We start from the raw sequence: 18,630 nt of genomic DNA, 5'->3' as shown, positions 1-18,630 counted from the left end.
AGGGACAACAACGTGCCCTTCGGGAGCGGGGTCGCAGCGTTACGGCGCGGCGAGGAAGACGCGGACGGCCTCCAGCACCGTCGGGGTGTCGAGGTGCAGGCCGTGCCGGGCGTCGAGTTCGAGCAGCCGGGCGTGCGGGATCGCCTCGGCCAGCAACCGCGCGTGCGCCACCGGCGTCAGCGCATCTCTCGTCCCGTGGATCACGAGGGTCTCCGCGCGGACCCGGCCGAGCGCCTCCCTGGCGTCGTGGTCGCGACTCGCCGCGAAGTGGCCGCGGAGGGCGGGACGCGACGCCACCCGGTCGAAGAAACCGGCCACGGCCTCCGGGTTCGCCTCCGCCCAGGTCGCGTCGAAGAACAGCGGCAGCATGCGCTCGCGGTCCCCGCTGAGGAGGTCGGCGATCACGGCGGGATCGCGGCGCTCACCCGCGCCTCCCGCCCGGTCGCTCGCGGTCGTGCCGATCAGGACCAGCCTGCGCACCCGGGCGGGATGCTCGGCAGCCAGCCATTGCGCGACCCTGCCGCCCATCGAGTGCCCGACGACGTGTGCCGCGGACACCCCTGCCGAGTCGAGGACGGCGAGTGCATCGTCGGCGAACAGCCGCGTGCTGTACCGGGCGGGATCGCCGGAGCCGCTGTCGCCGATACCGCGGTGGTCGAACACGATCACGCGGTGGTCCTCGGCCAGCGCGCGGGCGAACGGCCCCCAGCCGCGCATCCCGGTGGCCTGGCCGGCGATCAGGAGGACCGGAATCCCGGTCCCGTACTCCTCGAACGCGAGGGGGACGCCGTCGTCTGCGGTCGCGAGAGGGGGCACGGCGTGCGAGTCTAGCGCGTGCGCGCACGCTAGCATCGCGGCATGCACGTGCGACTCCGCCCGGTCACGGACGCCGACGCCGACGACGCCTTCGCGATGATGCGCGACCCGGAGGCGGTGCGGATGGCCGCGTTCACCGTGGCGGATCCTGACGACCGGGCGGCCTTCGACACCCGGTGGAGCCGCCACCTCGCCGACCCGGCCATCCGGATGCGGGCCGTGGAGGCCGACGGCGGGTTCGCCGGCACGGTCGCGGCCTTCACGCTCGACGGCGACCGGGAGGTCACCTACTGGATCCGGCGACCGCTCTGGGGTCGCGGGATCGCGACCGCCGCCCTGATGCTGCTCGTCGCCGCCGAGCCGACGCGCCCGCTGCACGCGCGCGTCGCCGAGGCCAACCTCGGCTCGCTGCGGGTCCTGGAACGAGCCGGGTTCACCCGGACCGGCAGCGAGACCTCCTTCGCCGCCGGCGCAGGGAGGCCCGTCGTCGAGCTGCTGCTCGAACTCCGCTGAGCCGCTGGCGCCGCCGCGTCCGTCAGACGCTCACCGGGCGGGTCTTGACCGCACGGGCGCTCCACCGGCCGTCGGCACGCTCCACCCGGATCGGGTGCTCGAACGCCGCCGTCACCGTCTCGGTGGTCACCGCCTCCTCGATCGGGCCCGACGCGACGATCCGTCCGTGAGAGAGCAGCAGGGCGTGCGAGGTCGTCTCCGGCAGCTCCTCCAGGTGGTGTGTGACGAGCACGCTGGCCAGGTCGGGCACCGCAACGGAAAGCCCGTCGATCGTCTCCAGCAGCTGCTCGCGCGCCGCGACATCGAGACCGGTGGTGGGCTCGTCGAGCAGCAGCAGGCGCGGATCGGAGATCAGCGCGCGGGCGATGAGGGCCCGCCCCCGCTCCCCCTGCGACAGCGTCGGCCAGCGGGCGTCGCGGCGGTCGTCCAGGCCGATCGTGTCGATCAGCTCGCGCGCGCGGGCGAGCTCGGCCGCAGACGCCTCCCAGCGCATCGGCGGCTCGATCGAACCTGTGAGTCCGGTCAGGACCACCTCGGTGACCGTGAGCGGCGAGCGAACAGGGTGGCGCGGGTTCACATGGCCGATGTGGCGCCGCAGCTCCTGCAGTTCCACCCGGCCGAGCCTCCTGCCGAGGACGTCGACGGTCCCCGACGTCGGGAACGCGACCGCGCCGCAGAAGCCGAGCACAGTGCTCTTTCCTGCGCCGTTCGGCCCGAGAAGCGCCCAGTGCTCCCCCGCCCCGACCTCGAAGCGGATGTCTTCCAGGATGTGCCGCCCGTCACGCCGGAACGTCACATCGCGCAGCTCGAGCACCGTCTCCATCACTCCATCTTGGCGTAGGTCACGGTTGTGTCTCGCACGGCGTTCGGTCACCCGATCCCGAGGAACCGCTCAGGCTCGCTTCGTACGCTCCCCAGCTATGGGGACCCAGCCGTTGAGAATCGGGCCGTTCGCCCGTCGCCTGCTGGAACGTCGAGCCAGGCAGGACGCCGAGGCGACACGGCCGTCGCGCGACGCCGCGTCGGCGGACGGCGCACCGACGGTCGCCACTCCCACGATCACCGCCCTGCAGGCCCGCGCCAACGCCTACGCGCGCCGCGAGGAGCAGCGCTTCTTCTCCCGGTGCCGTCGCGACCTCGCCGAGCAGCGCGGCCTCGCCCAGGCGCTCGCCGCCGACCTGGACGCCTACGACGACCGCCTCGAGGCGCTCGCACCCGCCGAGCGTTCAGCCTCCCGCATCGCCGAGGGCGACGGCGTCGCCTTCGAGGAACTGCGCCGGCTGCGCCGCAGGATCGCCCAGCGCAACGCCCGCGCCGAACAGCTCGGGGCGGCCATCAACGCCCGGTTCACCGCAGCACGGCTGCGGGCGAGCAGGCACTTCGACCGCTCCGACGAGAAGATCGCCGTCTACTGGGGCGCGTATCTGCGCGCGCTGACCCCGCCGCCCGGCGTGGTGGGCGCGCCCGCCCTGAAACGGTCGGACTCGCTCGCCGGTCGTGAGACCTCCGTGGACATCTGGCGTCCCGTCGAGCCCGTCGGCACCGGCCGGGCCGGCAGCCCCGAAACCTCCGCACCATCCGTCGAACCAGGGAGTCCCGATGCGCGAACGTGACAGGATCACGGACTACAAGGTCCCCTCGACCCGCGGCCTGCGCCGTCGAGTGCTGTGGCGGCTGCGCCGCATGCGCGGAGCGGTCGACGTGGAGACGCTCGAGGTGTTCGAGCACGAGCTCGCCGCCTTCGAACGCGCCGGCGTCGCCGACCTGGAACGGCAGCGCACCCGCAACGTCGCCGCCTGCTCCGCCCGGCTCGCGGAGGCGCAGGCGCGGCTCGAGCTCATCAGCCGGTCGATCGAGCGCACCGAGGCCGACATCCGCCGCGCCGAGCAGGACGCCGCCCGCCTGGACGCCAAGCTCACCGGCGGCGACCCCGAACTGCACAGCTACGCCTAGGAGGACCCGTATGCCGAGGGACATCGTCACCAAGCCGCGCCGGGTCCGCCCGAGCGTCGGCCACCTCTCGCCGCTGGCGCACGTCTTCGTCTACGTGCTGCTGGCGGCGATGCTCGCCGTCGACTACATCCTGCTCGCGCAAGCACTCACGCTGCTGCTGCGCAACGACAGCCAGTACGGCTCCATCGGCCTGCAGATGTACGTCATCACGCTCGGGATCTCGCTCGCGGTGGTGTCGCTGCCGCACGTCTCCGCCATCCTGCTGCGACGGGTGCAGGCGCGCGTGATGCACCGCGGCTGGATCCCGGTCGCCGTCGCGCTGCTGGTGCTCTGGGCGGCGCTGCTCGCCGCGATCACGATCGCCCGGATCAAAGCCGGCATGGATGCCGCGGGAGCCGGCGGCCTCACCGGGCTGGTCGGCGGGTCGACCGCGACGACGCCGACGTTCTCGTGGACGGCGCCGGACACGATCATGGCGTTCCTGATGCTGGGCGTGCTCGCCACCTCCGGGACGATCAGCTTCGTCATCGCGTGGCTGACGACACGTCCGCTGCTCGTGGCCGCCGAGAAGGCGCACGCGCAGGTGGCGCGGCTGCGGACGCACCGCGACCGGCTGCTCGCCGAAGCCGTCAAGGCCGAGGAGGCCGCGCACCACGCGACGAAGCTCGACGCCCAGGACGCCGTGCGCTACGCGGGCGCCTACACGACGTTCCACGCGCGGCTCGACGTCATCCGCGCGCGCATCGCCACACGCCTGGCCCAACGGGCGCGCGATCCGGAGAGCACCAGCCAGATCATCCGCGAGCTGCGCGCCCGGCGGGTCGTGGAGGCTTCGGGGCCGGCGCCGGCCGTTCCGGGATTCCCGCCGGCCGCGGCGGTGGAGTCGACCCCCGCGCAATCGACGCCCGTAGAGTCGGCCGCGACCGCGGAGGCTCCCGCCGTCGACGGGCCGCCCACGACCTGGGGGTACGACCGTTGATCGGCGCCGCGAGACCACAGCGCGGCAGCGGACGCGTGCGCGCGGTCGGCCGGCGCACACTGACCGCTGCCGCCGCCGTCCTGGTCGCGGCGGCAGGATTGACGGCCTGTGCGTCGGCGACCGCCACCGGCCAGGCCTGCGACCAGTCGCACAAGCGCAACCTCGGCGTCGTCGCCGGCAGCACGGCCAACGCGCCGGCCGTCACCGTGCCGGCCAGCGCGACCGCGCAGCTGAAGGCGGCGGGCGAGAGCAACGGCAGCGTGACGGTGGTCATCCCGTCCGGCACGCCGCAGACCATGGGGACGACCTCGATCGGATCGAGCGCGCAGGACGCCATCGTCTGTCAGAACGACCAGCGCACCAAGCTCGCCCAGATCACCTCCTACCTGGCCGGCCTCAAGGCGGCGTCGCCGCAGGTCGACTTCCTCGGAGCGATCGACCAGGCCGCGCGCAACCTCGGCTCGAACCCGCTCGGCGTGCTCGTCTTCGGCAGCGGCCTCCAGACGGCCGACCCGCTCGACTTCGCCGGAAGCGGCCTGCTCTACGCCGATCCCGCCCAGGTCGTCTCCGACCTGCGGACGCGCGGGCTCCTGCCCACGGATCTGAAGGGCGTGACCGTGTACTGGTCGGGCATGGGCGACACCGCGGGTGCGCAGCAGCCGCTGACCGTGCCGGCGCGCAGCAACCTCACCGCGATCTGGACCGCCGTGATCGCGGCTGCCGGCGGGACGCTGTCACTGCTGCCGGAGCCCGCCTCGGGAGGAGCGGAGACCGGGCTCCCCGCCGTCACGCCGGTTCCGGTCGAGGCCGTGAGCACCAAGACCGACTGGTCGCACCCTGTCGTCATCCGCAACGCCGACCTGCGGTTCGTGAAGGACACGGCGACGTTCGCCGACACCGCGTCGGCCCAGCAGCTGCTCGCCTCGCTCGCCCCGTCGATCGAGCAGAACAGCGGCGTCATCACGATCACCGGCACGGCCTCCAAGGACCAGGCGACGAACAACACCGCGGACACCGCACTGTCGCTGCGCCGCGCGAACGCGGTGAAGACCGCGCTCGTGGCGCTCGGCGTACCGGACTCGAAGCTCGCGACCGCGGGCGTCGGCTACGAGTGGTGCGGGTGGAAGAGCGAGACCGACGCCTCCGGCGCCTACTCGGATGCGCTCGCCGAGCAGAACCGCTCGGTGGTGCTGACCTCGGCCGGCGTCGCGCTCTGCGGGTGAGGGCGCCGAGGGGCACGTCGTTGTCCCCTTCGGACGCCGAAAGGGACAACGACGTGCCCTTCGGCGTCCTCAGGTGGTGGGGGTGGGAGTTCCTGTGGGAGTCGGCCGGGCGCCCGTGTGCTTCGCGGCGGCGAGGTGGAGGATGCGGGTCGCCGTGACGGTGTCGCCGCTGCGGGCGCCGAGCACTCGGATGCGGTCGCCGACGGCGAACGAGGAGGCGTCCGCCGGCTTCCTCGCCGTGCCGTAGGTCGTCGACGAGCCGATCTCCACGGTGATCGTCGCACCGGCGCCCGTCCGCATCGTCCAGGTGGCGCCGGAGATCGCGGTCAGCGCGCCCACCACACCCTTGGCGTGCGTGCCCGTGCCGGCGGCGCCCTCCTTGGCGTGCATCGCCGAGTCCATGGCGGCGGGCGCCGCCGCGTTTCCGGTGGCGACCGCTGCCGCAACGCCCCATGCGGTCCCGCCCGCCACGACGACGACCGCGACAACCGCGGCGGCCACCCCGACAGCCAGCGTGTGACGACGAAGGAACGACGGACGCGACGCCGGCTCGCCGGCCTTCATGCTGTCCGTGACGGCCATGCCGGGCGCCGTCGCGCCCTGCTGTAGCCCCGCGAGCCACGGCAGCGGAGTCGTCGGATGGTCCTGCTCGTCGCCGTGTTCGCCCGGCTCGTTCGTGTCCATGCCTCCACGCTGTCAGCGACAGGTCAGGAGGTCGCTCGGGAATTGTCAGAGGAACGTAAAGTCACCCGGAACACCGCGCCTCCGCCGTCCGCCGGCGCGGCATCGATGGTCGCGCCGAGCCGGCCTGCGAGCGTGTGCGCGATGGAAAGCCCGAGCCCGGTGCCCACCGGCCGCGCGCCGCGGTAGCGTGCGTGCAGGGCGCCGCGGTCGAAGGCCACTGGGGCGTCGTCGGCGCTCAGTCCCGGCCCACGGTCGCGCACCGAGACCTCCACCAGGCCGGGGTGTGCGCGGCCGGTGACAACGATCTCCGACCCGGCGGGGGCGACACGCAACGCGTTCTCGACCAGCCCGTCGAGGATCTGGCGCAGCCGCATCTCGTCGGTCACGACCCCGAGCGGCTCGGGCGGCAACGACACGCGCAGCACCACTCCGGCCCCGCCGCTCGCTCCCGACCACGCCCGCAGCACCGCCGCGACGGTGTCGCGCGCGTCGAACTGCTGCGGCACGATCGTGAAGTCGTCTGCTTCCAGCCGCGCCAGCTCCAGGAGGTCGTCGACGAAGCGCCGGAGCCGCTCCGACTCGGCCGAAAGCGTCCGGCCGGCCTCGGCGACCCCCTCGGGAGGGATGACGCCGTCGGCCAGGGCCTCCGCGTAGCCGCGGATCGCCGTGAGCGGGGTGCGGATCTCGTGGGAGACCGAGAGCAGGAACTCCCGCTGCCGGTCCTCGCTCGTCGCCAGCGCCGTGTCGAGCGTGCGCAGCGCTTGCGCGATGTCCTCGATCTCGGCGACCGGCTGCGCCTCGATCGGCACCCGCCGCCTGCCGCCCGCGAGAGCCCGCGCGCCGTCGGCCAGGCGCCGCAGCGGGCGGCCGACGAGGCGCGCGAGCAGCACCCCGGCAGCCGTCGCGACGACCAGGCCGATCACGAGGGCGACGAGGATGCCGCGCAGCAGGTCGGAGTCGCCGGCGGCGATGTCGGCCACCTTGCGCACGCCCACGATGCCTCCACCGTCCCCGCCCGGGATGCCGACGAGCACGGCGTCCTTGCCGTTCACCGTCGTCGTGGTGGAGACGGTTCGCCCCGCTCTCAGCTCCCGCACCACCCTCGGACCGACGAAGGCGCGGGCGGCGCCGGTCACGGTGCCGTCGGGCGACACCACGGCGAACCGGTCGCCGACGACCGCGAGCCGCCCCGCGCCCACCCGACCGGAGGCGACGAGCGCGGTGGCCTGCGCTTTGAGTTGCTGCCGTGCCTGGTCCTCCTCGACGGTCTGCACCACCTGCACGGCGACGAGTGCGGTCACCAGCACCGCGATCAACGCCACCGCGAACGTGACCAGCACGAACCGGCCGCTCAGCGAGCCGAACAGCCGCCGGCGCGGCGCCTCGCCCGTCACGCCTCGTCCGCGACGCTGTAGCCCACTCCGCGCACTGTGCGGACGATCCCTGCGGCGTCACCGAGCTTGACCCGCAGCTGGGCGATGTGCACGTCGACCGTGCGGCTGCTGCTGTAGTCGGCGACGCCCCACACGGACGAGAGCAGTTGTTCGCGCGTGAACACCCGTCCCGGCTGGCTCATCAGCCGGTCGAGGAGGTCGAACTCGGTCGCGGTGAGGTCGACGCGGCCGGCGGCGGTCTCCACCCTGCGCCGCGCTCCGTCGAGGCGCACGCCGCCGACCGTGCGCGTCGGGGCCGCGACGGGTCCGGCCGCTCTGCGCACCATCCCCTTGATGCGGGCGACGAGCTCCCGCGGCGAGAACGGCTTGGTGAGGTAGTCGTCGGCGCCGAGCTCGAGCCCGAGGATGCGGTCGATCTCGTCGTCGCGCGCGGTCACGAAGATGACGGGCGTCCAGTCGTCCCTCGCCCGCAGCGTGCGGCACACCTCGATGCCGTCGAGCCCCGGGATGCCGACGTCGAGCACGATCGCGACCGGCCTCAGCCGGTCGACCGCGGCCAGCGCCTGGCGGCCGTCGGTCTCGACGTGCACGCCGAAGCCCGCACCGGAGAGGTACAACCGTTCGAGTTCCACGATCGCGGCCTCGTCCTCCACGACGAGCACCAGACCTCTCTCTTCGCCCACCCGTCCATCTTGACGGCTCGACGCCGCCCGCCGCACCGTTTCGCTGCGGCCTTACCGTTTCCTTACATTCGGCGTTCGGCCGCTCGCCCTCGCCCGGCCGCCGCCCTCACGGCGTCACGATGTCGAAGTCCGGGTCGCCTCCGTCGAGCACGTCGGTCAGCTTCGTGAGCACGCCGAGGTCGCCCTCGACCTGTAGGCCGTCGGAGCTCGTGTCGCCGCCGACGAGTGTCAGCAGCCGCGGCTTGCTGAGCGTGATGTGCAGGGGCGCGTCGCCGGACGGTTCGCGCTCGACGTAGATCAGCACGCCGTTGCGCAGTGTCAGGTGGAAACTGCGGCCGAGGTCCGTCAGCGTGATGTCGAGGGCGAGGTCCAGGTCCCACGCCTTCGGCCCGTCCACGGTGATCGCGACCGCGTCGAACAGCTGCTCCGGCGAGAGCTGGATGAGGATGGCCGGCGCGTTCGCGGTCGTCGGCGTCCCGAAGTTCCCCTCCCGCAGCTCGGTGGCCCCCGACAGGAAGAAGTTGCGCCAGGTGCCGTTCTCCGACCCGTACGCGAGCTGCTCCAGCGTGTCGGCGTAGAGCGCCTTCGCCGCCGCGTGCTCGGGATCGGTGAACACCGCGTGGTCCAGCAGCGTCGCGGCCCAGCGGAAGTCGCCGTCGTCGTAGGCCTGCCGGGCGAGCTCGACCACGCGCTCCACGCCGCCGATCGCGGCGACGTACCGCTCCGCCTGCGCCTGCGGCGGGTGCGGCCACAGCCGCGCGGGATTGCCGTCGAACCAGCCCATGTAGCGCTGGTAGATCGCCTTGACGTTGTGGGAGACCGAGCCGTAGTAGCCGTGCGTGCTCCACTCGGCGACGAGCGCGGGAGGCAGTTCGAAGATCTCCGCGATCTCCGCGCCGGTGTAGCCCTGATTGATGTACCGCAGGGTCTGGTCGTGCAGGTAGCCGTAGAGGTCGCGCTGCACGCTGAGGAAGTGCCGGATGCGCTCGGCGCCCCAGGTGGGCCAGTGGTGTGAGGCGAATAGCACGTCGGACGAGTCGCCGTAGCGCTCGATCGCCTCGGTGAGGTACTGCGACCAGACGTGCGGGTCGCGCACCAGCGCTCCGCGCAGCGTCAGCAGGTTGTGGAGGTTGTGGGTGGCGTTCTCGGCCATGCACAGCGCGCGATATCGCGGGATGTGGAAGTGCATCTCCGACGGCGCCTCCGTGCCCGGCGCGAGCTGGAACTCGATCTCGACCCCGTCGAACGTGTGCCGCTCCCCGGTCTCCTTGACGTCGATCGTCGGCACCAGGATGCCCGCCTCCCCGGTGGAGGTGGTCTGGCCGAGGCCCGCGCCGACCTGGCCCTGGGGGCCGCGCGTGAGTGCCGCGCCGTACATGTACCCGGCGCGGCGGGCCATCGCCGTTCCCGCGTAGACGTTCTCGGCGATCGCGTGCTCCAGGAAGCCGTGCGGTGCGACGATCTGCACCCGCCTGGCCTCCAGGTCGGCGCTCTCCACCACGCCGAGGACGCCGCCGAAGTGATCGATGTGGCTGTGGCTGAAGATGACGGCGACCACCGGACGGTCGCCGCGGTGCTCGCGGTACAGCGCGAGCCCCGCCGCCGCCGTCTCCCGCGAGATGAGCGGGTCGACGACGATGACGCCGTTGTCGGTCTCGATGAAGGACATGACCGACAGGTCGAGCCCGCGCACCTGGTAGATGCCCTCCACGACCTCGAAGAGCCCGTGCTTGGCGACCAGCCTCGACTGCCGCCACAGACTCGGGTTGACGGACGCCGGTGCATCGCCGTCGACGAAGTCGTACGCCGACGCGTCCCAGACCGCGTTGCCGTCGCCGTCGCGGATCACCGGGTCGGCGAGGGTGCCGAGGAACCCTCGATCCGCGTCGTCGAAATCCGAGGTGTCACCGAACGGCAACGTCCCCACGAGGGCGGCGTTGGCGTCGGCGACGGGCGCAGTCGGGTCGTTCTGCTTCATGACGTGCTCTCCTCCGGTCCCGCACGGCCGGTGGCCGCGCCGCTACCGCAGAGAGTCCCGCAGCGGGGAGGTCGCCGTCAAGACCCCTTCTGCACCGCCGGTTCCCGCCACATCGTCGTCACCTGAGCATCGTCGAGCACCGCGCGGAAGGCACCGATCGGCCGGAAGCCCGCGCGCTCGTAGCGGTGGTCGTTGGCCGGGTTGGTCGACTCCAGATACGCGGGAACGCCGGCGGCGTCGAAGCGCGCGAGGTTCTGGGCGAGCAGCTGCTGTCCGATGCCGCGGCCGCGGTGGTCGGGGTGGGTGGCGAGCAGGCTCAGGTACATGTGGGGCCGTTCGCGCGGGCGTGCCCCCTCGAACAGGGTCAGCAGCCGCTCGTAGGCGGCGAACCGTTCGGGGGACAGCACGTCCGCCATCAGCACGTCGAGCTGGTGTTCCTGCTCGGGCGTCAACTCGTCGGTCCCGGGCGGGACCCAGACCGCGACCGTCGCGGCCTCCCCCGCCGGACCGTCGCTCAGGAACAGGGTGCCGTGGGCGACGGCACCCTCCACATAGGGTCGCCAGAACGGCAGCAGATGCTCGGTGCCGCCGTCGGCTGCGATCAGGGCGGGGCCCCATACGGGGTCATCGCGGAACGCCAGGGCCAGCGTCGCGGTGACGGCCTCCACGTCGGCCGTCGTCGCCGTGCGCACATCCATATCGGAACTGTAGCGCGCCGCGACGGCACCCCGTTCAGCGAGCGGAGAGCAGCTCCAGCACCTCGGCCGTGGTGCCGAGCTCGCCCAGCTTGGGGAACTGGTAGGCGATCGACGCCTCGTGCGCCTCCGCGACGTCGCTCATCGCGTCCACGACGAAGGCCACGTGATACCCGAGCTCGAAGGCCGCGCGCGCCGTCGATTCGACTCCGGAGGTCGTGGAGACGCCGGTCAGCACGATCTGCGTGGCACCGACCTCCCTCAGCTTCGCGTCCAGGTCGGTCGACCCGAACGCGCCGAGCGTGCGCTTGGTGACGAGGATGTCGCTCGGCTGCCGGTCGAGCTCAGGCAGCAGCTCGGTCGCCTGCGGCGGCAGGCTCCGCGCTCCCACGTGCCCCGACGCCTTGCCGCGCTCGGTGCGGCCGGGCGCCGTGCCCTCGACGTTCACCAGCACGACGGGGAGGCCGGCAGCGCGGAACGCAGCGGCGAGCTGCGCCGAGTTCGCGACGATCTGCTCGATCGGGTGCGCGGTGGAGTGACCCAGGATGCCGGTCTGGAGGTCGATGACGACGAGGGCGGGGGTCTCTTCGAGCTCGATGCTCATGCGTGCTCCTTCGGGTGGGAATGCGTCCGATGCGAACGTTCGTAGCCATAATAATCAGCCCAGCTGATGATTTGCACACGCTATGATCGGGCCATGACCCGCTCCGCGCCTCCGACCGACGCGCCGCTCGGGCCCCTCGTCAAGAAGGTGCACCTGCGATTGCAGCGGTTGGCCGACGACGCCCTCGCCCCGACCGGGCTGGATCGCCGCGAATACGCGGTACTGCGCGTGCTCATCGCGAACGAGCCGCTGTCGCAGCAGGCGCTGGCCGCCCTGCTCGGCGTCGACCAGACCACGATGGTGGCCGTCATCGATTCCCTCGAGGCCAAGGCGGCCGTCACCCGCCGGCCCGACCCCGCGGACCGGCGGCGCAACGCCGTCCAGGTCACCCCGGAGGGGCACGCAGCCTTCCGCCGGGCACTGGCCGCCTACACGGCCGCCGAGGCCGACTTCCTCGCGCCCTTGGGCGCCGCCGACGCCGAGCGCTTCCGCGCGGCCCTCCACCTCCTGCTCGACGCGGCAGGCCCTAAGGATCAGGCGGGGAAGGCCACCGGGTAGGCCTCGGCGAAGTCGGCCGAGCGGCCGACAGCGGCCCAGCGCTCGTCGTCGGCGAGCAAGCGGCGGTCCTGCGCGAGCGACATCTCCACGGCGTTCACTCCGAGCGGCAGGTGCTCCGGCAGGTCGTCGCGGCCGGCCAGCCCCACGAGGATCTCCGCCGCCCGACGCGGGTCACCCGCCGGACCCTCCGGGTTCTGCCGGAGGCGCGTGTTCACGGCGCCGATGGTCTGCTCGTACCCCTCGGGGATGTCGTGCACCGTCATCGAGGAGCCGGCCCAGTCGGTGCGGAACCCGCTCGGCTCCACCACGAGGACCCGGATGCCGAACGGCGCCGTCTCGGCGCGCAGCACCCGGCTGAACCCGTCGATCGCGAACTTGGCAGCCTGATACGACGCGATCCCCGGCGAGCCGCCGACGCGTCCGCCCACCGATGAGAACTGCACGATGAGGCCCCCGCCCTGGGCGCGCAGCAGCGGGATGGCCGCCTTGGACACCGTGTAGACGCCCCAGAAGTTGGTCTCGAACTGGGCGCGGACATCGGCATCGTCGGCGGTCTCGATCGGCGCAACGTTGGCGTAGCCGGCGTTGTTCACGATCACGTCGAGCCGCCCGAACGTGGCGTGCGCCTCATCGAGGGTCGCGCGCACCCGCTCGGGATCAGTGACGTCGAGGGCGAGCGGGAGGATGCGGTCGCCGTACTGCGCGGCCAGGTCGTCGAGCTGCTCGGGGCGGCGGGCCGTGGCGGCGACGCGGTCGCCGGCCTCCAGCGCGGCGACGACGAGTTCGCGGCCGAAGCCGCGGGAGGAACCGGTGATGAACCATGTCTTCTGCATGTCGTTAATAAAACACCGTTTCATTATTTTGTGCAACCCTGTTGCGGTAAACTCTCAGCCATGACGACGAGCGACCCGCAGCGTGCCGACTTCCAGCGCGCGCGGTCCCCCGAGGCCAAGCACGCCCGCGAGACCGCGATCCTGCAGGCGGCGCGCACGCTCGGCGCGCGCGACGGCATCCGCCAGGTGACGCTCACCGACATCGCCGTCGAGACCGGGATGCACAAGTCGGCGATGCTCCGCTACTTCGAGACGCGGGAGGAGATCTTCCTGCGGCTCACCGCCGACGGCTGGCGCGAGTGGACGCCGGCCGTCTGCGACCGGATCGCCGCCGAGGAACCGGCGACGGCCTCCACGGTCGCCGCCGCGTTCGCGAGCACGCTCGCTGCGCGGGGCGCGTTCTGCGACCTTCTCGCGCAGGCGCCGCTCAACCTCGAGCGCAACGTCTCGCTGGACGCCGTGCGGACCTTCAAGCTCACCACCCGCGACTGCCTCGACCGCATCGTCGACGCGATGCGGTCCGCCCTGCCGAGGCTGAGCGAGCAGGACGGTGTCGACGTCGTCGCCACCGCGACCTCCCTCGCCGGGACGTTCTGGCAGATCGCGACCCCCTCGCCGGAGGTCGCGGCCCTCTACGCGTCCGACCCGCGGATGTCGCACGCGCTGATCGACATAGAGCCGCGCCTCGCGCGCATCCTCACGGCCCTCCTGCAGGGGCAGCTCCTGCAGGGCCGGCTCGCCGCCTCCCCCACCCCCTGACCACTGCCGAGGGGCACGTTGTTGTCCCTTTCGTGCACCCAAAGGGACAACAACGTGCCCCTCGGCGTTCGGACTGCGGGAGGTGCGGGAACGCGGGAGCGGGGCAGCTGCCCGCTACTGCGGGTGCGGGGTCTCGCCGCGCTCGAGCATGGCGACGAGCTTCGCGAGGCGGTTGCCGCGGCTCGTCGCGCTCGGTGCCGTCATGAGGCGGTGCAGCACGGAGTAGCGATTGGCCGCGTTCAGCGTCGCGAAGGTGGCCGCTGCGGCCTCCGACACCTCGAAGGCGGCGAGGAGGTCCTCCGGCATCTCCGCGTTGCGCGAACTGGCGTAGGCGCGCTCCCACCGTCCGTCGGCTTTGGCCCGCTCGATCTCGGCCTGTCCGCGCTCGCGCATCCTGCCCTCGGCGATCAGCCCCTCCACGAGGCCGATGTTGCGCTGCGACCACAGCGAGGCCGCCCGCCTCGGCGTGAACCTCTCGACGAACGTGGTCGCGTCGCGGCTGCGCTTCTGCCCATCGATCCACCCGCTGCACAGCGACTCGTCGACCGCCTGCGCGTAGGTCAGGGAGGTCGGATCGGTCGTGCCCTTCTTGGCGAGCACCAGCCAGACCCCGTCGGAGACGCCCTCGTTCACGTCCAGCCACGCGCGCCAGCCGGCGGCGTCGGGCACGATCAGCTCGTCCGCGTCCATCCCCATGCCGAAACCCTAGCGGCGGGCACCGACAACCCGAGCCGCCTCCTCACACGTGCAGCAGCACCAGCACGTGGTACACGACGAACGCCGGCCAGACGATCGCCTGCAGCAACCCCCACACGACACCCCAGAACGAGCCGTCGGAGATCGACACGAAGTACACCGCCGCCCCGATGTACGCGATGAAGAAGAAGAACCCCCACTGGGCCGACTGCACGTACACCCTGCCCCGACCGTTGTCGCCCATGACACCTCCGTTCCTCGCAAACCAGCCTAACGATGCCGACGCAGCGGGGCGATAGCGCAGGGCGCGGTGTCACACGGGCGTGAGCTGCGTCGTCTGAGGGGTGTACGCAGTGAGCGGAAGGTGGACGGGATGCGAGTGTTCGTAGCGGGCGGAAGCGGTGTGCTCGGGAGGCGGCTGGTGCCCCAGCTCGTCGAGCACGGCCACGCGGTGACGGCGTCGACGACGTCCGCCGCCAAGGTCGGGCTGATCGAGGCGATGGGCGCGCGGGCCGTGGTCATGGACGGGCTCGACGCCGCCTCCGTCGGTCGCGCCGTGGGGTCGGCCGAGCCCGAGGCGATCATCCACCAGATGACCGCCATCAACCCGGTGCACGCAGGCAAGCCCGACATCAAGCACCCGGACCAGTGGTTCGCCGGGACCAACCGGCTGCGCGTCGAGGGCACCGACCATCTGCTCGCCGCCGCGCAGGCGCAGGGCGTCACGCGCTTCCTGGCGCAGGGCTATGCGAGCTGGAACGGCCTGCGCGAGGGCGGCTGGATCAAGACGGAGGACGATCCGCTCGACACGTTCGAGGGCACCCCGACGGCGCCCGTGATGGCGGCGATGAGGCACGTGGAGGACGCGGTGACGGCCTTCGGAGGCACGGTGCTGAGGTACGGCGCCCTCTACGGCCCCGGCGCGACCGACGACCAGGTGGAGATGGTCCGCAAGCGGCAGTACCCGCTCGTGGGCCGCGCCCAGGGGTACAGCTCGTGGATCCACCTCGACGATGCGGCGTCGGCCACCGTCCTGGCGCTCGAGCAGGGGGCGACCGGCGTCTTCGACATCGTCGACGACGAGCCGGCGCCCGCCAGCGAGTGGCTGCCGTACCTGGCGAAGGTCGCGGGGGCCAAGCCCCCACGGCGTGTCCCGGTCTGGCTCGCCCGTATCGCGGCGGGCGACCAGGCCGTCATGATGATGACGGAGGGCCGCGGCTTCTCCAACGCGAAGGCGAAGCGGGAGCTGGGCTGGACGCTGCGGTACCCGTCGTGGCGACAAGGATTCGAGGAGGGCCTGACGTGACCGGTGAGGACGAGACCTTCGAAGAGTTGCGGCCGCTGCTGTTCTCGATCGCGTACCGCATCCTCGGCAGCGTCACGGAGGCCGAGGACGCCGTGCAGGAGACCTGGCTGCGGTTCGAGGCGGCACAGGTGCAGCCGACCTCCCTCAGGGCGTACCTCTCGACGGTCGTGACCCGCGTCTCGATCGACGTGCTCGGATCGGCCCGGGTGCGCAGGGAGGCCTATGTCGGGCCGTGGTTCCCCGAGCCGCTGCTCTCGGACCCGTACGAGGATCCCGAGCGGGCGGCCGAGCTCTCCGACTCCCTGTCGATGGCGGCGCTCCTGCCGCTCGAACGCCTCTCCCCGCTGGAGCGCGCCGTGTTCGTGCTGCGCGAGGTGTTCGCGTTCGACTTCCCCGAGATCGCCGCGGCCGTCGGCCGGTCGGAAGCCGCGTGCCGGCAGCTGGCCGTGCGCGCCCGGCGGCACATGGACGACGGGCGCCCGCGGTTCGACGCCGACCGCGCTGAGCGGGAGGCCTTGGCCAGTCGGTTCTTCGACGCCTTCCGCGCCGGAGACGTGGAGGCGCTGCGCGCGCTGCTGGTCGCCGACGTCGACATGGTGGGCGACGGCGGGGGCAAGGCCCCGCAGTGGGCGCAGCGGATCGTCGGCGTGGAGAACGTGGCGCACGTGCTGGTGGCGATGTCGGGACCGTTCCAGGCGATCGGCGGCATCGTCGAGCCCCGCGAGATCAACGGGCAACCCGGTGCGGTGTTCCGCGACCGCGACGGCGGTGTGGTCAACACGATGGTGCTGGAGATCGTGCCGGGCGGCATCCAGACGATCCGCAGCGTCATCAACCCGGACAAGCTCGGTCACGTCGGTCCAGTCGCTGACGCCTGGTCGGTGCTGCGGGAGGCCAACCGTGCTCGACTCGCGGCCGGCGGCGACCCGCTGCCCCCGCTGGCCAAACGCCGCTTTCCGGAGTGATCGGCGCACGACGAACGCCGACCGGGCGCGTCGGTCGTTCCGTCCCGGCCGTGCTCGCCGCTACTCTCGCCTCATGGTCTCCGTCCCGCTCTCCGACGCGCAGGTGCGCGAGCTGCGCGAGAAGTACGCGGCCGGCGCCCGCCAGGTGCAGCTCGCCGACGAGTACGGCGTGCGCCAGAACACGGTGTCGAGCCTGGTCACCGGTCGATCGCGGCTGGAGGCGGGCGGCCCGATCCTGCCGGGCAAGAGCCGCAAGGTGACCAGCGAGGAGGTCGTGGCCATCCGCGAGGCCATCGCCGCGGGAACCCCGCGCGCCGCCATCTCGGAGCGCTACGGGATCTCGCACCAGATGGTCTCGAACATCGCGTCCGGCCGCGCCTTCGCTGACGTCGGCGGTCCGCTCACCAATTCCGTCGCCGCCCGCGCCCGGCCGTTGACCGTCGAGCAGGTCGAACGCATCCGCGAGCGTCTGGCCGCGGGCGACGACCGCGCGGCCGTCGCGGAGGCCTTCGGCGTCTCGCACTGGACCATCGCTTCCGTCGTCCGCGGCGCCACGACCGGGGTCGCCGAGACGGCGGGTGAGGACGACGAGGTCGTGCAGATGCGGCGCCTGCACAGCGAGGGTGTCTCGCAGACCGAGATCGCGCGACGGTTCGGCACCAGCCAGCAGCGGGTCAGCCTCATCGTCCGCGGCAGCAGCCACGCGGCGCACGGCGGCCCGATCGCCGAGCCGCACCGCCACCGGCTCGGCGACGACGAGGTGCGCAGCATCCGCGAGGCCTACGCCGCCGGCGCGCCACTGGCCGAGCTGGCGGAGCGGTACGACGTGACAGCGGCGCTGCTGCGCCTGGTCGTGACCGGCCGCACCTACGCCGACCGTCCCGGCCCGATCACGCCGTCGGAGCGGCACGCGTGACGCGTCGGCGATCGAAGGGCACGTCGTTGTCCCTTTCGGCGCCCGAAAGGGACAACAACGTGCCCTTCGGCGTGCGGGTCGGTGACGTGCGGCTCAGGTGAGAGGCGGCGCGGCCTCCTCCGCGCGCGGCTCGACCGCCTCCGCACCCGCATCCCGCTCCACCCGGCGGTAGTGCCGCAGCACCAGCCCGAGCGTGACGATGCCGACAGCCGACACGAACGCCAGCCCGATGACGTAGAGCAGCATCGCCAGGGCCTCCACCTGATTCGCCGTGCTCTGCTGCAGGGCGCCGTTCTGCAACTGCTGCAGCGCGTCGCCGGTGAAGAGCACCGCGAAGAACGACGCGATGTCGGCGGCGGAGTCCCAGGCTGCGTGCAGCAGGGAGACGCACGCGTAGGCGAGCAGGATCCACCACGACCAGCGGAACCGTCGGCCTCCGCCCGCCGCACCGAAGATCACGGCGCCGAGGATGGCCGTCCACATCACGTGCCCGACCGGCGCCAGGATGGCGCGGACCAGCTCGGTCTCCAGCAGCGAGACGAGGTCGATGCCGCGGGAGGTGATGGCCGCGTTGAACGCGTACCCCGCCGACTCGAACGCCGCGAACCCCGCGCCGATCGTCGCACCGAGGAGCGCGCCCTGTTTCGCGGTCTTCGGCACGGTGCGCCAGCCGAAGATCACCAGCAGCACGACCTTGACGAACTCCTCGATCAGCCCGACCAGCCCGTACACCCAGAAGCTCTCGTGGAGGTCGGCCTCCAGCAGCGACGCCCCGAGCACGCCGAAGATCCCGCCGACGAAGAACGCCAGGATGAGCTGCAGGGTGCTGATCGACCCGGTCACCCGTTCGATCGCGAACAGGACGACGCAGAACGGCACGAGGAAGCTGCCCAGCAGGATGAGGGTCGGCACGAGGTTGTTGTTGCCGGTGACCGCGGTGACCACGATCGTGATGACCCACAGCCCCAGGCCCGCGAGCAGGGTCTTCCACCACCAGCCGTGGTGGTGGTGCGGGTGGTCACGGCTCTCGACGTTCGGCACGACGGCGGTCATGCGGCCGACGCTACTCCATCGA

Annotated in this window: 22 protein-coding genes; 10 read left to right on the top strand and 12 right to left on the bottom strand. The window is 72.2% G+C overall.

The features are described 5' to 3' along the window. Nucleotides 1-39: 39 nt before the first annotated feature. Entirely contained in the window at nucleotides 40-816 is a 777-nt protein-coding gene (locus tag JNB50_RS01060; protein ID WP_307794549.1) for an alpha/beta fold hydrolase, read from the bottom strand. A gap of 42 nt (nucleotides 817-858) precedes the next feature. On the opposite strand from JNB50_RS01060, the gene JNB50_RS01055 reads away from it, so the two are divergent. Beyond that, nucleotides 859-1,329 (top strand): GNAT family N-acetyltransferase, encoded by a 471-nt coding sequence (locus JNB50_RS01055; protein WP_208038255.1) that lies wholly within the window; start codon nucleotides 859-861, stop codon nucleotides 1,327-1,329. Nucleotides 1,330-1,351: 22 nt separating this feature from the next. Here the strand turns inward: JNB50_RS01055 and JNB50_RS01050 are convergent, their stop codons facing one another. Continuing rightward, a complete protein-coding gene (locus tag JNB50_RS01050) occupies nucleotides 1,352-2,152 on the bottom strand; it encodes an ABC transporter ATP-binding protein (RefSeq protein ID WP_208038254.1) in 801 nt (266 codons plus the stop codon). Between the two features lie 97 nt (nucleotides 2,153-2,249). Here JNB50_RS01050 and JNB50_RS01045 point away from each other — a divergent pair, with 97 nt between their 5' ends. Genes JNB50_RS01045 through JNB50_RS01030 form a run of 4 tightly spaced genes read left to right on the top strand, consistent with a single transcriptional unit; the run spans nucleotide 2,250 to nucleotide 5,484 of the window. Beyond that, complete coding sequence (locus tag JNB50_RS01045) at nucleotides 2,250-2,942, top strand: hypothetical protein (protein WP_208038253.1); 693 nt, start codon at nucleotides 2,250-2,252, stop codon at nucleotides 2,940-2,942. After that, entirely contained in the window at nucleotides 2,929-3,282 is a 354-nt protein-coding gene (locus JNB50_RS01040; RefSeq protein ID WP_208038252.1) for a hypothetical protein, read from the top strand. Before JNB50_RS01045 ends, JNB50_RS01040 begins: the two co-directional genes overlap by 14 nt. A 10-nt stretch (nucleotides 3,283-3,292) precedes the next feature. After that, a complete protein-coding gene (locus JNB50_RS01035; RefSeq protein WP_243767855.1) occupies nucleotides 3,293-4,261 on the top strand; it encodes a hypothetical protein in 969 nt (322 codons plus the stop codon). Between the two features lie 35 nt (nucleotides 4,262-4,296). Continuing rightward, nucleotides 4,297-5,484, top strand: a complete 1,188-nt coding sequence (locus tag JNB50_RS01030; RefSeq protein WP_307794548.1) for an OmpA family protein — start codon at nucleotides 4,297-4,299, stop codon at nucleotides 5,482-5,484. Nucleotides 5,485-5,553: 69 nt separating this feature from the next. Here the strand turns inward: JNB50_RS01030 and JNB50_RS01025 are convergent, their stop codons facing one another. The 6 genes from JNB50_RS01025 to JNB50_RS01000 all read right to left on the bottom strand — a co-directional run bounded on the left by JNB50_RS01025 (nucleotide 5,554) and on the right by JNB50_RS01000 (nucleotide 11,522). Further along, nucleotides 5,554-6,168 (bottom strand): DUF5666 domain-containing protein, encoded by a 615-nt coding sequence (locus JNB50_RS01025; RefSeq protein ID WP_208038251.1) that lies wholly within the window; start codon nucleotides 6,166-6,168, stop codon nucleotides 5,554-5,556. Nucleotides 6,169-6,191: 23 nt separating this feature from the next. Next, nucleotides 6,192-7,562: a HAMP domain-containing sensor histidine kinase gene (locus tag JNB50_RS01020; RefSeq protein ID WP_208038250.1), complete on the bottom strand. Its 1,371-nt coding sequence runs from the start codon at nucleotides 7,560-7,562 to the stop codon at nucleotides 6,192-6,194. Further along, a complete protein-coding gene (locus JNB50_RS01015; RefSeq protein ID WP_307794547.1) occupies nucleotides 7,559-8,245 on the bottom strand; it encodes a response regulator transcription factor in 687 nt (228 codons plus the stop codon). The genes JNB50_RS01020 and JNB50_RS01015 overlap by 4 nt, the downstream gene beginning before the upstream one ends. Nucleotides 8,246-8,351: 106 nt before the next feature. Beyond that, nucleotides 8,352-10,223, bottom strand: coding sequence for an alkyl/aryl-sulfatase (locus tag JNB50_RS01010; protein ID WP_208038249.1), 1,872 nt, complete (start codon nucleotides 10,221-10,223; stop codon nucleotides 8,352-8,354). A 77-nt stretch (nucleotides 10,224-10,300) separates the two neighbouring features. Then, nucleotides 10,301-10,921 (bottom strand): GNAT family N-acetyltransferase, encoded by a 621-nt coding sequence (locus JNB50_RS01005; protein ID WP_208038248.1) that lies wholly within the window; start codon nucleotides 10,919-10,921, stop codon nucleotides 10,301-10,303. A 34-nt stretch (nucleotides 10,922-10,955) separates the two neighbouring features. Further along, the gene (locus tag JNB50_RS01000; RefSeq protein WP_208038247.1) at nucleotides 10,956-11,522 is read right to left on the bottom strand and encodes an isochorismatase family protein; all 567 of its coding nucleotides are present in this window, start codon (nucleotides 11,520-11,522) and stop codon (nucleotides 10,956-10,958) included. Nucleotides 11,523-11,615: 93 nt separating this feature from the next. Here JNB50_RS01000 and JNB50_RS00995 point away from each other — a divergent pair, with 93 nt between their 5' ends. Next, complete coding sequence (locus JNB50_RS00995; protein WP_208038246.1) at nucleotides 11,616-12,080, top strand: MarR family winged helix-turn-helix transcriptional regulator; 465 nt, start codon at nucleotides 11,616-11,618, stop codon at nucleotides 12,078-12,080. Here JNB50_RS00995 and JNB50_RS00990 read toward each other — a convergent pair. After that, nucleotides 12,056-12,913, bottom strand: coding sequence for an SDR family NAD(P)-dependent oxidoreductase (locus tag JNB50_RS00990; protein ID WP_208038245.1), 858 nt, complete (start codon nucleotides 12,911-12,913; stop codon nucleotides 12,056-12,058). The two genes, JNB50_RS00995 and JNB50_RS00990, sit on opposite strands and share 25 nt — an antisense overlap. A 60-nt stretch (nucleotides 12,914-12,973) precedes the next feature. Between JNB50_RS00990 and JNB50_RS00985 the strand changes: the two genes are divergently transcribed. Beyond that, nucleotides 12,974-13,672 (top strand): TetR/AcrR family transcriptional regulator, encoded by a 699-nt coding sequence (locus tag JNB50_RS00985; RefSeq protein ID WP_208038244.1) that lies wholly within the window; start codon nucleotides 12,974-12,976, stop codon nucleotides 13,670-13,672. 114 nt (nucleotides 13,673-13,786) lie between these two features. On the opposite strand, the gene JNB50_RS00980 is transcribed toward JNB50_RS00985, so the two are convergent. Together JNB50_RS00980 and JNB50_RS00975 are read right to left on the bottom strand one after the other, a co-directional pair. Continuing rightward, a complete protein-coding gene (locus JNB50_RS00980; protein WP_208038243.1) occupies nucleotides 13,787-14,368 on the bottom strand; it encodes a YdeI family protein in 582 nt (193 codons plus the stop codon). Nucleotides 14,369-14,411: 43 nt separating this feature from the next. Beyond that, nucleotides 14,412-14,612, bottom strand: coding sequence for a hypothetical protein (locus tag JNB50_RS00975; protein ID WP_208038242.1), 201 nt, complete (start codon nucleotides 14,610-14,612; stop codon nucleotides 14,412-14,414). Nucleotides 14,613-14,741: 129 nt separating this feature from the next. On the opposite strand from JNB50_RS00975, the gene JNB50_RS00970 reads away from it, so the two are divergent. From JNB50_RS00970 to JNB50_RS00960, 3 genes are all read left to right on the top strand, one after another. Beyond that, a complete protein-coding gene (locus JNB50_RS00970) occupies nucleotides 14,742-15,674 on the top strand; it encodes an NAD(P)-dependent oxidoreductase (RefSeq protein ID WP_208038241.1) in 933 nt (310 codons plus the stop codon). Continuing rightward, nucleotides 15,671-16,639 carry an RNA polymerase sigma-70 factor gene (locus JNB50_RS00965; RefSeq protein ID WP_208038240.1) on the top strand — a complete coding sequence of 323 codons (969 nt, stop codon included), beginning with the start codon at nucleotides 15,671-15,673 and terminating at the stop codon, nucleotides 16,637-16,639. Before JNB50_RS00970 ends, JNB50_RS00965 begins: the two co-directional genes overlap by 4 nt. Before the next feature lie 73 nt (nucleotides 16,640-16,712). After that, on the top strand, nucleotides 16,713-17,555 hold the full coding sequence (locus tag JNB50_RS00960; RefSeq protein ID WP_208038239.1) for a hypothetical protein: 843 nt from the start codon (nucleotides 16,713-16,715) through the stop codon (nucleotides 17,553-17,555). A 93-nt stretch (nucleotides 17,556-17,648) separates the two neighbouring features. Here JNB50_RS00960 and JNB50_RS00955 read toward each other — a convergent pair whose 3' ends face one another. Continuing rightward, entirely contained in the window at nucleotides 17,649-18,608 is a 960-nt protein-coding gene (locus JNB50_RS00955; protein ID WP_208038238.1) for a PrsW family intramembrane metalloprotease, read from the bottom strand. Nucleotides 18,609-18,630: the final 22 nt, after the last annotated feature.

Source organism: Leifsonia sp. TF02-11, assembly GCF_017565305.1.
Lineage (GTDB): Bacteria > Actinomycetota > Actinomycetes > Actinomycetales > Microbacteriaceae > Leifsonia.
Note: the sequence above shows the minus strand (reverse complement) of the source record. Positions and strands in the feature narration are given on the sequence as shown.

Coding starts and splice junctions, on each gene's coding strand:
- JNB50_RS00995 (WP_208038246.1), top strand. CDS start 11,616: ATGACCCGCTCCGCGCCTCCGACCGACGCGCCGCTCGGGCCCCTCGTC.
- JNB50_RS01055 (WP_208038255.1), top strand. CDS start 859: ATGCACGTGCGACTCCGCCCGGTCACGGACGCCGACGCCGACGACGCC.
- JNB50_RS01000 (WP_208038247.1), bottom strand. CDS start 11,522: ATGAGCATCGAGCTCGAAGAGACCCCCGCCCTCGTCGTCATCGACCTC.
- JNB50_RS00970 (WP_208038241.1), top strand. CDS start 14,742: ATGCGAGTGTTCGTAGCGGGCGGAAGCGGTGTGCTCGGGAGGCGGCTG.
- JNB50_RS00955 (WP_208038238.1), bottom strand. CDS start 18,608: ATGACCGCCGTCGTGCCGAACGTCGAGAGCCGTGACCACCCGCACCAC.
- JNB50_RS00990 (WP_208038245.1), bottom strand. CDS start 12,913: ATGCAGAAGACATGGTTCATCACCGGTTCCTCCCGCGGCTTCGGCCGC.
- JNB50_RS00975 (WP_208038242.1), bottom strand. CDS start 14,612: ATGGGCGACAACGGTCGGGGCAGGGTGTACGTGCAGTCGGCCCAGTGG.
- JNB50_RS01040 (WP_208038252.1), top strand. CDS start 2,929: ATGCGCGAACGTGACAGGATCACGGACTACAAGGTCCCCTCGACCCGC.
- JNB50_RS00985 (WP_208038244.1), top strand. CDS start 12,974: ATGACGACGAGCGACCCGCAGCGTGCCGACTTCCAGCGCGCGCGGTCC.
- JNB50_RS00980 (WP_208038243.1), bottom strand. CDS start 14,368: ATGGGGATGGACGCGGACGAGCTGATCGTGCCCGACGCCGCCGGCTGG.
- JNB50_RS01045 (WP_208038253.1), top strand. CDS start 2,250: ATGGGGACCCAGCCGTTGAGAATCGGGCCGTTCGCCCGTCGCCTGCTG.
- JNB50_RS01005 (WP_208038248.1), bottom strand. CDS start 10,921: ATGGATGTGCGCACGGCGACGACGGCCGACGTGGAGGCCGTCACCGCG.
- JNB50_RS01025 (WP_208038251.1), bottom strand. CDS start 6,168: ATGGACACGAACGAGCCGGGCGAACACGGCGACGAGCAGGACCATCCG.
- JNB50_RS01050 (WP_208038254.1), bottom strand. CDS start 2,152: ATGGAGACGGTGCTCGAGCTGCGCGATGTGACGTTCCGGCGTGACGGG.
- JNB50_RS01010 (WP_208038249.1), bottom strand. CDS start 10,223: ATGAAGCAGAACGACCCGACTGCGCCCGTCGCCGACGCCAACGCCGCC.
- JNB50_RS01035 (WP_243767855.1), top strand. CDS start 3,293: ATGCCGAGGGACATCGTCACCAAGCCGCGCCGGGTCCGCCCGAGCGTC.
- JNB50_RS00960 (WP_208038239.1), top strand. CDS start 16,713: ATGGTCTCCGTCCCGCTCTCCGACGCGCAGGTGCGCGAGCTGCGCGAG.